This window comes from Ectobacillus funiculus (assembly GCF_004138295.1).
Taxonomy (GTDB): domain Bacteria; phylum Bacillota; class Bacilli; order Bacillales; family Bacillaceae_G; genus Ectobacillus; species Ectobacillus funiculus.
This window is the reverse complement of record NZ_SCFM01000036.1, coordinates 22,878-35,025: the sequence shown is the minus strand read 5'-3', so window position 1 is coordinate 35,025 and position 12,148 is coordinate 22,878. Positions and strand designations below refer to the sequence as shown.

The following is a 12,148-nucleotide window of genomic DNA, read 5'->3' as shown; positions in this document are numbered from 1 at the left end:
GCAATGTCACGCCACCTTGCAGCGTTAATTTGCAGCAGGAAAAATGAAATCTAAATAGGGCAAACTCGTCGAAAGTCGAGGACGCAAAGCCTACAGATCTACGGCAGTTGTGCTATGATGGCTGGGTTGCATAAATTTTTTGTTTACGCCCTATTTATGTCTATATAGGGTGTTTTTTGTATTTGCCAGTCCGCAAAATGAAACGGTTCCTAAATAATACATAAGTTAACGCCCATATAGATATATAGCATATTTAAATCATGATACGAAGCGTCATATTTTTATGTCCTAAAGTACTGATAATAAATTTTAATTCGTAACAGGAAACAGCTAAATCTATATGAGGCAAACCCGTCCCAAGTCGAGGACGTAAAGCCTACAGGTCTACGGCAGTTGTACTATGATGGCTGGTTACATAAATCTTTATTTTCACCCCATTTATGTCTATACAGGGGTTTTTTTATATTTGCTGAATCTCAAGCGAAAGGAATTTTAATGACATGAGAAAAGTTGCAGAAATCCTTGCTATTAATCTTAAGAATATGGGTGTACGTCATGCATTTGGTGTTCCTGGAAAACCTATTGTTCCAATTTTACTCGAATTAGAGAACCATGGTATTCAATTCAATCTAACTAGGCATGAAACTGGAGCTGGTTATATTGCTTCTGGTTATTCCTTAATGAATGATTCTATTGGAGTCGCAATAGGTACTTCTGGTCCAGGCGGCACCAATTTGCTGACGGCTGCGGCACAAGCAAAAGCATGGCATTTACCAGTTGTTTTTATTACAGGGCACCCCTCTGCTAAAGATATGGGTAAACCGTTTGGACAAGACTCTTCAGCATTTGGGACAGACTTAATAAAAATGTTTGAGCCAGTAACAAAATTTAGTGCACGCATAGACCGAGCTGAATCATTTAAAAGTATCTTTTCTCATGCTATTGAGAGCGCATTATATGGAGTGAAGGGACCTGTTCACCTTTCACTCCCTATGGATGTATTGGATGAGCAGGCAGAATCTTTTATTTTAGACATACCCGATGAAGTTCCACATGTGATAGCGACCCAAAAGGAGTTACAACAAGCCTTAGATTGTATTTTAACTTCTAAGCGGCCTGTCATGATTTTAGGAAAAGGTGTGCATTCCTCCAGAGCCTATGAGGAAGTCATTCGTTTAGCGGAAACCTTTAACATACCAGTCATGACAACACCTGGCGGAAAAGGAACATTTCCAACAACACATGATCTGTCCCTAGATGGGTTTGGACTAGGCGGCTCTGCAAAAGCTAGTGAGTATTTAAAGAATAAGAGTGATCTCATAATTGTAATAGGATCTAAGTTATCTGATATGTCTATTGTTGGACTGGATCCCGCTTTGTATCCAGATAAAATTATTCATTTTGATTACGACTATACGTTTATTGGCAAATCAATTCCTGTTGCAACACAGCTTGTTCTTGGTGACGCTAAGCATAATCTTGAGAGTTTATTAAAATTAATTAAGACAGATAGATTAGCTAAACCTTTTTCAAAGCCGCAGATACATATTAGTGCAGAGCTACAAAAGGAAACACCGATTACAGTTGAAAGGCTACTAGCAAAGCAAGTCATTGCTGCCCTAAGAGAGAATTTTCCCGCAGATACTGTTTTCTTTGGTGATGATGGCAGCCATTCCTTTTATGCTATTCAGCACCTAACACTGACAAAGCAGGCCACATTCTATTTTGATGATGTTTTTGGCGCAATGGGACATGCTATTGGTTTTAGTATTGGTGCGAAGTTAAGCAATCCTACTAAGCCTATCGTCTGTTTAACAGGTGATGGATGCTTTTTTATGCATGGAAATGAGGTTTCAACAGCAGTTGACAGCAATGCAGCTACTATCTTTATTGTTTTGAATAATGGAAGACTTGATATGGTCGATAAAGGTATGTCAAACAATGCTGGAAAAGCTGTTGGCACTATTTTCAAAAATGAACTCGACGTTAAAAAATATAGTGAAGCAATGGGAGCATTATCCTTTAAGTGTTGGACTATTGAAGACTTACACCTGGCTCTCAAGGAAGCTCTGAACAATCACAACGGACCGACAGTAGTTGAGGTAATGGTTGATCAAGAAGAAATCCCACCAACGCTGTTGAGAGGATAGCACTATAAGAAGATGAAACGAATGCTGAAAGCATTAAGAAAAGCAGACAAGGGCCGCCTTTTATGGCAGCGTAGGGGTGGGCCGGAGTAAAAGACGCTTTTTTCCTTTTGCGGAGGTTCAGCCCTACGCTGCCACTTTGGCCTTGGGAGCTAGACATCGCCCCGAAAAGTTATCCTTTCTTACAGTAACCGATTGGCAAGCCGTTAGGCGAAGACAGAGGTGTAGTTGCACTTATACTTTGTTCCTAAAATTTCTCACTACGTCGAATGGTCTTCCTGCTAGAAATTTATACTTTCTTAAAGTATAAAAAAAATCCCCCCAAACGGAGGGACAACAATTTATATTAAATAAGGGGGGTAAGGCATAACATGAGAAAGGGTTTAGCTAAGTCGAGCAGCTTGTCCTTCCTTAGGACTTCGCTGCTTTTAACTGTTCCAATTGCTGTTCCACTTCAGCCTGCAAGAGGGGGTTCATGCTCGGTTGATGTGGAGCTGCAATTTCTTGGCTTGCTTTTGCTTCAGCTTCTAACGCCCAGATGCGCTCTTCCATTCTGGCAAAGCCGCGCATTGCGTTATCTGCATTAAAAGACGCAATTGTTGTATTAATTTCCTTCACAGCCCTCGCAGCATGCGCTCTGGCGATCAGCTCCTGCTGCTTTAGCTTCAGCTCTTCATACTTTTCCTGCAGAGCCTTTACCTTTTCATACAAATTAGTAGTTTGTACTTGCATCACTTCATACTGTTGCTTGTACGATGCTAGCTTGCGTTCCTGTACAATCTTATCCTGCAGCGCTAATTTTGCAATTTCGTCCTCATTTCGCTCCACTGCAAGGTTTGCTTGTCTAAGGCGCTTTTCAACAGCTTCCTGCGTTTGCAAAGTAAGCATTTCATACTTTTTCTCCAAAAACAGCTGCTCAGACAGTGCCTGCTGCGCCTTTACGAGCTGCTCCTCCATCTCGCGCAAGTATTGCTTGATCATGCTGAGTGGATCTTCCGCTTTATCAAGCACACTATGCACATCAGCAAGTGCGATATTTTTTATTCGTCTAAAAATCCCCATCTTACTGCTCCTCCTTATGGATTTTATTTTCCCATTCGTCTAAGTAATCAAGTTTATGTGAATCCAAGCTAGAAACGCCTGCTGCTTCTGCTTGTACATAATTTGCAGAAGAGGCGTCCTCATTTCGGCCGTTTTTATAAGCAAGATAAGCTGCTACAAGAATAATCGGAAGAATCAGCACCTTTGGCAATAACAGAATAGCTGCCCATACCATGAGTGCAATTCCAATCCATTTACGGATTCGATTGCCCGCGGCAAGCTTCCATGTCACCCATCCGATTATGAAAAGACCGGCTTGTATCAGAATATGGATAATCCCAAAGCCATGCATATGACCATGTCTACCCATTCCAGAAGAAAACTCTGTGCCGCCACGGAAATGTCCTCCTGGAGCAAATCCGCCGCCTTGGAACTGATGCATGCCTTGTGATCCGAAGCCTCCTCCAAACACGTTAAGCTGCTGGAATGTGATGCGCGCAATTACAAACACTGCTACAGTAATAAACGCCCACACAAGCCATTTTCCTTTTTTCATCACTGTCACCTCCTTTTCGATAAGCTACCTTGTCTACACTTTGAATTGTAGTAGAGAAAAGAGAAAATACAGTGAAAATCCTAAAGAACATAAATATTTTCTTAATAAAAAAAACTCGCCGATTGGCGAGCCCTACTTATACTGTATTCCTAAAATTTCTCGCTACGTCGAATTGTCTTCTAGCTAGAACTTTATACTTTCTGAAAGTGTAAAAAAGAAAAAAGCTACAGTAACGAGGAATCGTACGTAGCTTTTTTGATAAGTATATTTACCTCTGCCAGGATTCTAAACTTTTATCACCAAGCACAAAATTACACCGCTTCTATATCCAAATCATAATCACGCTGTACAAAAATAATCCCTAGCTCATGGTGGTCATTCTCGAAAATGGCGCGCTGCAGGATACGCGGCTCGGCGTTGACATCAATCACCTCAAGCTTGCAAAAAGCTCCCGATGTATTGTGCTGAAGCGCTTGATAAAACTCGCGAAGCGATTTTGGTACAACACCGTTTACCTTTGAGATAATCTCTCCTGGCTTAAGGCCCATTTCCTCAGCAGGCGAATTCGGAAGCGTATCTAAAATCATTAAGCCGGCACCTTTCGGCGAGAAGAATGCCGGATGTTTTTCATCCTCTATTTGCTCGCGAATCGTAATGGAAAGCCGGCCAAGCATTGCGGCACCTGCAGCTGCAATCGCAATCCCCGGCAGCCAGTAACTAATGACCGCTAACAGTAGCACAAAAAGGCCTAAACCAGCTACACGTCGTCCAGTATAAAAGATTGCCCGGCTAGGAAGCTGTCCTTTTATCGATTTAGAAAATCCGATGCTAAATGGCACAAGGAAAAGAGAAAACACATTAGTATCAATCGTGATTACCGGCCACCAAGCAAACACCTTCGTCATTGCATCCCCTGGCACCAAGATAAAAATCGGGACGAACCAAAGCCTCTTGCAAACATGCATGCCAATAGACATACCACGCTTTCCTTTTAAGACCTTTGGCGTAGAGATACGCGAAGCTCGTCCTAAAATGAGCAGACCCTCTACAATAAGCAGAGACGCCATTAGCACCGCAAGCGCCGTTAAATTGGTAGCGCTGCTGTCTGCCAGCCATGCATCCAACAGAGGCTGCCCTGTCTTCCATGATGGAGAAAGCAAAAAATAAAAAATAGCAATGCCAAAGCTGTAGGCTGCTGATAAATAACGATATTGCGTGAGAAGCGCAAACAAAATGGTCCAACAAGCGATGATGAGAAGACTTGCTTTCGAAAGGATGATACCGACGCCAATAAAGATCACAGATAGTATCATCCCAAAGCCAATACCTGACGTGGCAGATGTACGAAGCTCGTACCAAACATCATACACTTTAAATGAAAAATCCTTGCGCTCCCGCTTTACGCGCCAATACCCAGCTAATAAGCTGCTGATAAAGAATATATAAAAAACAGGATGCATAAAAAAGCGCCCAAATGCGTTGAGTATCTCTGAAACAACTATACTCATTGCTACACCACCTTACTTATAAGCTTTCTTTTTTAATTTTATCATACTCACGGCTTTTTTCGTTTTTGTTCATACAAAAAAGTATACAGACACTCTGTCTGTATACTTTTCGACAATTTCTATGAAATCCCTGTCTTACTTCGCCAGTAATTTCACTGCTGCTTGCAGCTGTAAGTCATTTTCACCGGAGCGAATTTTTTCTATTACTTTGTTTTGAATCGCTTCTGCCGTCTGTTTATCAATTTTACCAGTTGCTTCGAGCTTATTTGTCTGCTGGAATGTTTTCACCGCTGATTCTGTTTCCTTGCTAAAGTAGCCGTCCTTGCGTCCTGTCTCATAGCCAAGATCATTTAAGAGCTGCTGTGCACTTTTCACCTGGTCATTGTTATCGTTAAAGGACAAGGTCTTTGCAAACTGAATTGGTGTAGCATAGTAGTAGGCAGGCTGCTTCACTTCCAGCGTCGGCTCAATTCCCTTTTGATGAATCCAATTTCCGTCTGGTGTTAGCCATTTGAACATTGTAAGCTTAATATTGCTGCCATCAGCCATCGGCACTGCCTGCTGAACCGTTCCTTTTCCGAATGATTTTACGCCAATAAGCGGGTAGCCTTCCGCTTCCTTGAGCGCTCCTGCTAAAATTTCGGATGCGGATGCGCTGCCGTTGTCAATTAAGACAGCAATTGGATATGGCTTACGTTCTTTTAAATCTGTAAAATACTTTTGCTTCTTACCGTCTCGATCTTCGATTTGCAGCATTGGCTTTTTATCCGTTACAAGCTCCTTCAAAATCGATTCCACACTTTCTAAATATCCGCCTGGATTCCCGCGCACGTCAATGATAAGACCTGAGATATCCTTCTTTTCCAGTGCCCCAAGCTTGCTTGCAAATTCCTTCGCTGTATCTTCTGAGAAGGAGGTAATTTGCAGGTACCCGATATCCTTTCCATTCTCCTTCTTAACCGAACTAAACACTGTTAGCATTGGAATTGTATCGCGTTTAATTTTAAACGTAATTGTCCCATCTGTTCCTGGACGTTTAATATCAAGGGTCACAAAAGTCCCTTTCTTCCCGCGGATTTTGAGTACTGCCTCTTCGCGTGTTAAATCGGCTACGCTTTTTCCATCTACCGCTACAATTTGATCATTTGGTTTGATCCCCGCCTTCTCAGCAGGTGAATCCTTAATCGGAGAAATAATAATAAGCTTGTCGTCAACCTTGTTCACCTCTGCACCGATGCCTTCCAGCGATGAATCTAAAGATTGCTGGAATTGAGTCGCTGTTTCCTTATCCATATAAGCAGAGTATGGATCCTTCAGCGTTCCAAGCATCCCCTGAATAGCTCCTTCTACAAGCTTATGATCATCCACATCCTTTACATACCGGGAATCAATGAGGTCATATGCCTGTTCAATCTTCTGTAAATCAGATTCCTTGGTCGCCGAGTCGGATTGACCCAATTGTCCTGCTCCAAGCCAATAACGTCCGCCGGCAAACATTCCGCCTGCTCCTAACAAAAACGCCGCAATAATCCAAACGATAGCCACTTTACGTTTCAATGCGGAACTCTCCTTTCCGGTTCGCATAATATTTCGGTCCTTCAACCGCATTTGTAGATACGAGAAAAATTAGCCGAGTAATATGTATGTGTATGAAAAGGCATCACACTACTGTGCGATGCCCAACCTATACCTACTATATGATAAGCTTGTACGAAATATGTTTGCAACTTTTTTATCGAGTCATTGTTACACTTTCAAGAATCTGCGTACCGACATTACACTTCCCCACATCCCAATAACCGCACCAATCAACAGAAGCAGCGCAGAAAGTTGGAACACAAATGGGTTATAAGGAAGCATTTCAAAAATTGTACCTGTTAATTTTTCATTCAGCACACTAAGCGCAGAGTTGTATGCCGTTAAAATTAAGGCAATCGGAAGGATTGAACCAAGCACACCGAGGAACAAGCCTTCAAGCAAAAATGGCCAGCGAATGAACCAATTCGTCGCACCGACAAGCTTCATAATCTCAATTTCTGTACGTCTTGCATAAATTGTAATCTTAATTGTATTTGAAATCAAAAACATAGCTGTGAACAACAAACCGGCAATTAAAACCACTCCGATGTTACGCCCGATTTTCACTGTGCTGAAAAGCTTTTCAACCTGACCTTTACCATACTGTACCATGCTTACAAATTGCATCTTTTCGATTTTTTTGGCTGCTTTTACTGTATCAGTAGGTTTCTTCGTTTTTAAAATATATACATCCTTCAGCGGATTGTCCTGTTCAAATAGCTCAAACGACTTGCCGCTATCTCCAAAACTTTTAATTACACGTTTTAATTCATCTTGTTTAGAAGAAAACTTGATAGAATCAACTTCTGGGAGGCTTTGAATACTTGCTTTTAAGGCCTCCTGATCCTCCTTAGTGGCAGCCGGATCAATGTGCACACGAATCTCTACATCCTTTTCAACCTTTGAAGCAAAGTGGTTCATATTCATAATAACTGCCAAAAATACCCCGACAAGTAAGAGTGTAATCGTCACAGCACTGATAGAAGCAAATGTCATCCAGCCATTTCGTGCCAGACTTTTCGCTCCCTCACGCAAGTGCCGGGAAAAGGTTTTAATCTTCATAGCCGTATCCTCCCTCAGCCTCATCGCGCACAATTGTTCCGCCTTCGATTGCAATTACGCGGTGGCGAATTGTATTCACAATATCAGCATTATGAGTTGCCATAATAACTGTTGCACCTTGTTCATTAATCTCTTTAAAAATATCCATAATCTCCCAAGAGGTATTCATATCCAAGTTTCCTGTTGGCTCGTCCGCAATTACAACCTTTGGATTATTCACAATAGCGCGGGCAATCGCTACGCGCTGCTGTTCGCCTCCAGAAAGCTCAGTGGGAAAAGATTGTGCTTTATGTTCAAGTTTCACGAGTTTTAATACTTCCATCACGCGTTTTTCAATCACTGCTGGCTCCTCTTCAATAACCTCTAAGGCAAATGCCACATTTTCATAGACTGTCATTTTTGGAAGAAGACGATAGTTCTGAAAGACTACGCCAATTTGACGACGGAAATGTGGAACATCCCGCTCGCGCAGAGACTCTATTGAAATAGTATTTACATTAATAGAACCCGTGGTCGGCTTTTCCTCACGGTACATCATCTTAATAAAGGTTGATTTCCCTGCTCCGCTCGGTCCGACTACATAAAGAAATTCACCCTGCTTAATGTTCACGGAAATCCCATTGATAGCTTTTACGCCGTTTGAATATGTTTTATATACATTGTTCATTCTTATCATTTACATCACCCGATCAAACATATTTTCCCTTCGACACTGTTCAAATCTATACGACAAATTTCCTGAAAATCTACGCAAAAAAATAAACGCTTTTAGCTACGCTCCTCATTGTAACATCATTATTTTTCAAATGTATCTACATTTTTATTACAGTTTTGTTACAAACAAGAAAAAGAGTACCTTTTGTCAGATATAGAAAACTCGCTGATTGGCAAGCCGTTAGGCGCAGACAGAGGCGTAGTTGCACTTATACTTTATTCCTAAAATTTCCGACTGCGTCGAATTCGCCTCCAGCTGGAAATTTATACTTTCCTAACGTGCATAGAAAACTCGCTGATTGGCGAGACGTTAGGTAAAAACAGCAGCTTCATTACATTTAACATCTCTACTACGTTGAATGGTTTCTGAGGTGGAAATTACACTAAAAGAAGTGACTTAAGCCTAGAGAGGGTATATAGAACCTTCTGCTCTAAGCAGCAAAAGGTTCCTGCGTCTTTATTTTTTTTGGGAAAGCCATTCTGCAAGCTTCGTTGCATCCTCGCCCTCAACAACTCCGGCCGGCATACTGCCGCGTCCATTTAAAATAATTTTCTCAATTTCTTCTTGGCTGTATTTATTGCCAACCTTCTGCAGGTTTGGTCCAATCTGCCCTTGAAGATCATTGCCGTGACAGCTTGCACAGCTTTGCTGAAACACCTTATCCGGATCTGCACCACTACTTGCCGTTTGATTGGATTTTGAATTAGAAGATGTGTTTTCTTCTGTTTTTCCACATGCACCTAAGCTTAAAAGAAGAGTTGCCCCTGCCACAACAGCTAACAATTTCTTATTCATTTTTCTCACCTCCTACTTGGAAAGAATTTCATACCATTTTTTATTATAATAACCCTTCCGTGATTTGGAAAAAAATTATGCTCTGCTAAATCCTTCCCCAAGCACCTCTGAGGCATCCATTACGATAACAAAGGCTGAAGGATCAAGACGTCGCACAAGTTGTTTCAATTTTGTGAACTCCCTTTGGTGTACAACGCACATCAGTACAGGACGCTCATCATCTGTGAAGCCGCCCTTCCCTGGAAACGTTGTTACACCGCGGTCAATTTCCTCAAAAATACCGCGCCGCACTTCCTGCTCGTGATTCGTAATAATCAGCGCTGTTTTCGAGCGGCTAAAGCCGACCTGGATAATATCAATTGTTTTGCTTGTCACATATAAACTCAATAGAGCATACATTCCACTCTCTAGACTAAATACAATTGCAGACGTTACTACAATCAAGCCATCGATGACCGCAACACACATCCCCAGGCTCAGCCCTGTATACTTATGAACAATTTGTGCCGCTAAATCCGTTCCGCCTGTAGAAGCCTTCCCGCGAAAGACAATCCCAAGGCCAATACCAACTCCAACACCGCCAAATAAAGCGCCAAGCAATGGTTCATGTGTCGCCGGCTGCCAATCCCGTGTTAAATACACAACAAAGGGTAAAAACAAAGTGCCTATAAGCGTTTTGGCGCCAAACTTCTTACCAAGAAAGATAACCCCGGCAATAAACAAAGGAATATTAAAGCACCATTGTACATAAGCGGGCTGCCAGTTAAATACAGCATACAAAATCGTACTAATGCCGCTTACACCGCCTGAAGCAATTTTGTTTGGCAATAAAACTACATTAAAAACAATTGCAATAACAGCCGAACCAAGAAGAATGTACAAATATTCTAAGATGATTCCTACACTTGGATGATAATCTACTTCGTTCCGTTTCACTTTTAAATCCCCCAAAACACGCTATATCTTTTTTTATTTACAGTAATACTTTTCTATTTTCTGTACTATCGAAAGCAAACATTATAAGAAGGGTTTTTATAAGCCCTCTCTATATATTCCTTAATTTTCGACTTTTTACAGCAAATATGTATATCGATTATGATATACATGCCATTCATAAAAAGAGAAGCTGCTATACAACTTCTCTTCCCCTTATATTCCCCAATAGAGAGAATACAAAGACATTCTCCGTTTTCTCCCCATTCGCCAACATCGCGTTGGCATTTTTTTATACTGTAGGAAAGTATAAATTTCCAGCAAGAAGTGAATTCGACGTGGTCGGAAATTTTAGGAACACAGTATAAGTAGGGCTCGCCAATCGGCGAGTTTTCTTTATGATCTTTAATCTTTCCTCAGCCTTATGAAGTGGCAGCCTAAAGCTAAGTGAAAGAGTCTCATCTAAGAGATTCCTTATTCATAAGAGAACCCCGCCACCAAAAGAAAACTACCTTTTGTGACGAGGATCATAAGGGCTACTTCCCTGCATTATCTTTTGCAGAACCGCATGTTTTGCTTTTATGCCATGCGAGAACGCAGGTATGCGTCAATAAACGTATCAATTTCTCCGTCCATGACTGCTTGTACATTTCCAATCTCGGTATTTGTACGATGATCCTTTACAAGGGAGTATGGATGGAACACGTAGGAGCGGATTTGGCTGCCCCAGCCGATCTCCTTTTGTTCACCGCGAATCTCGTCCAGTTCCGCCTGCTGCTCTTCTAATTTCTTTTGATAGAGCTTCGCCTGAAGCATTTTCATCGCACGCTCACGGTTTTTAATTTGAGAACGCTCTGTCTGACATGTTACAACCGTGTTTGTAGGAACGTGTGTAATCCGAACAGCAGAGTCCGTCGTGTTAATATGCTGTCCACCCGCACCACTTGCTCGGTACGTGTCAATTTTCAAATCCTCAGTGCGGATGTCAATTTCAATATTGTCGTCAAACTCCGGCATAACCTCGCAGGATACAAATGATGTATGCCGGCGGCCCGAAGAGTCGAATGGAGAAATACGTACAAGGCGGTGTACACCTTTTTCGGCTTTTAAATATCCATACGCATTATGTCCTTTGATTGAAAGCGTGACGCTCTTAATACCTGCTTCATCACCCGGCAAGTAATCCAGTGTTTCTACTTTAAAGCCGCGTTTTTCTGCCCAGCGTGTATACATACGCAGCAGCATACTGCCCCAGTCCTGCGACTCTGTTCCACCTGCACCTGGATGCAATTCTAAAATCGCATTATTTTTGTCATATGGATCGCTTAGCAGCTGCTGAAGCTCGAATTCGTTCATGCTTTGTAAAAGCGTGCGAACCTCACGCTCAAGCTCCTGCTTCAGTTCTTCATCGTATTCTTCTTTCACAAGCTCATGGGTTACTTCCAAGTTTTCGTGCATTTCATTCATTTCGTTAAACTGCCCAACCTGTTCCTTTAACACATTCGCTTCATTAATAACAACCTGTGCGCTTTTTTGATCATCCCAAAAGCTAGGGTCAGACATCATTTCATCTAGTTCTTCAATACGCTGCTCTTTGCCAGCGAGGTCAAAGAGACCCCCTAAAGTCCGCTAATCGCTTAGCCATTTTCTCTAACTCTTGTCGAATTTCTGTTAATTCCATGTTATCCACCTCTATATTGTATTTGAAGATAGCTTATTCACAAAGCAAACTCTCTCTGCCTAAGCAGAGAGAGTTTGCCCGCATGACGTGTATATGTTGTATCTTCCCTCAAATCCCTGCTTGAAGTCAACC

10 protein-coding genes and 2 riboswitches are annotated in these 12,148 nt (G+C 41.8%); of the genes, 1 reads left to right on the top strand and 9 read right to left on the bottom strand.

What is annotated here, in order from left to right:
- Positions 1-48: 48 nt before the first annotated feature.
- Positions 49-134: riboswitch (cyclic di-GMP riboswitch) on the top strand.
- A gap of 200 nt (positions 135-334) precedes the next feature.
- A riboswitch (cyclic di-GMP riboswitch) is annotated at positions 335-419 on the top strand.
- An 81-nt stretch (positions 420-500) separates the two neighbouring features.
- Entirely contained in the window at positions 501-2,150 is a 1,650-nt protein-coding gene (locus EP737_RS19295) for a thiamine pyrophosphate-binding protein (protein WP_129730003.1), read from the top strand.
- Positions 2,151-2,558: 408 nt separating this feature from the next.
- Here EP737_RS19295 and EP737_RS19290 read toward each other — a convergent pair whose 3' ends face one another.
- From EP737_RS19290 to prfB, 9 genes are all read right to left on the bottom strand, one after another.
- On the bottom strand, positions 2,559-3,209 hold the full coding sequence (locus tag EP737_RS19290) for a PspA/IM30 family protein (protein ID WP_129730001.1): 651 nt from the start codon (positions 3,207-3,209) through the stop codon (positions 2,559-2,561).
- 1 nt (position 3,210) lies between these two features.
- Positions 3,211-3,744: a hypothetical protein gene (locus EP737_RS19285; RefSeq protein WP_129729999.1), complete on the bottom strand. Its 534-nt coding sequence runs from the start codon at positions 3,742-3,744 to the stop codon at positions 3,211-3,213.
- Between the two features lie 311 nt (positions 3,745-4,055).
- Positions 4,056-5,252 carry a PDZ domain-containing protein gene (locus tag EP737_RS19280; protein WP_129729997.1) on the bottom strand — a complete coding sequence of 399 codons (1,197 nt, stop codon included), beginning with the start codon at positions 5,250-5,252 and terminating at the stop codon, positions 4,056-4,058.
- A 135-nt stretch (positions 5,253-5,387) separates the two neighbouring features.
- Positions 5,388-6,809, bottom strand: coding sequence for a S41 family peptidase (locus tag EP737_RS19275; RefSeq protein ID WP_484068190.1), 1,422 nt, complete (start codon positions 6,807-6,809; stop codon positions 5,388-5,390).
- A gap of 189 nt (positions 6,810-6,998) precedes the next feature.
- Positions 6,999-7,892, bottom strand: coding sequence for a permease-like cell division protein FtsX (gene ftsX, locus EP737_RS19270; protein ID WP_129729993.1), 894 nt, complete (start codon positions 7,890-7,892; stop codon positions 6,999-7,001).
- Positions 7,882-8,568: a cell division ATP-binding protein FtsE gene (gene ftsE, locus EP737_RS19265; protein ID WP_129729991.1), complete on the bottom strand. Its 687-nt coding sequence runs from the start codon at positions 8,566-8,568 to the stop codon at positions 7,882-7,884. Before ftsE ends, ftsX begins: the two co-directional genes overlap by 11 nt.
- A gap of 495 nt (positions 8,569-9,063) precedes the next feature.
- Entirely contained in the window at positions 9,064-9,402 is a 339-nt protein-coding gene (cccB, locus tag EP737_RS19260; RefSeq protein ID WP_129729989.1) for a cytochrome c551, read from the bottom strand.
- A gap of 75 nt (positions 9,403-9,477) precedes the next feature.
- On the bottom strand, positions 9,478-10,338 hold the full coding sequence (locus EP737_RS19255; protein ID WP_246040311.1) for a YitT family protein: 861 nt from the start codon (positions 10,336-10,338) through the stop codon (positions 9,478-9,480).
- 576 nt (positions 10,339-10,914) lie between these two features.
- A protein-coding gene (prfB, locus tag EP737_RS19250) for a peptide chain release factor 2 (protein WP_129729985.1) occupies positions 10,915-12,016 on the bottom strand; the annotation gives its coding sequence in 2 pieces (ribosomal slippage) (positions 10,915-11,943 and positions 11,945-12,016; 1,101 coding nt in all).
- Positions 12,017-12,148: the final 132 nt, after the last annotated feature.

What these genes read in the sequence shown, in the direction of transcription:
- EP737_RS19295 (WP_129730003.1), top strand. Translation starts at nt 501, where the DNA reads ATGAGAAAAGTTGCAGAAATCCTTGCTATTAATCTTAAGAATATGGGT.
- EP737_RS19290 (WP_129730001.1), bottom strand. Translation starts at nt 3,209, where the DNA reads ATGGGGATTTTTAGACGAATAAAAAATATCGCACTTGCTGATGTGCAT.
- EP737_RS19285 (WP_129729999.1), bottom strand. Translation starts at nt 3,744, where the DNA reads ATGAAAAAAGGAAAATGGCTTGTGTGGGCGTTTATTACTGTAGCAGTG.
- EP737_RS19280 (WP_129729997.1), bottom strand. Translation starts at nt 5,252, where the DNA reads ATGAGTATAGTTGTTTCAGAGATACTCAACGCATTTGGGCGCTTTTTT.
- ftsX (WP_129729993.1), bottom strand. Translation starts at nt 7,892, where the DNA reads ATGAAGATTAAAACCTTTTCCCGGCACTTGCGTGAGGGAGCGAAAAGT.
- ftsE (WP_129729991.1), bottom strand. Translation starts at nt 8,568, where the DNA reads ATGATAAGAATGAACAATGTATATAAAACATATTCAAACGGCGTAAAA.
- cccB (WP_129729989.1), bottom strand. Translation starts at nt 9,402, where the DNA reads ATGAATAAGAAATTGTTAGCTGTTGTGGCAGGGGCAACTCTTCTTTTA.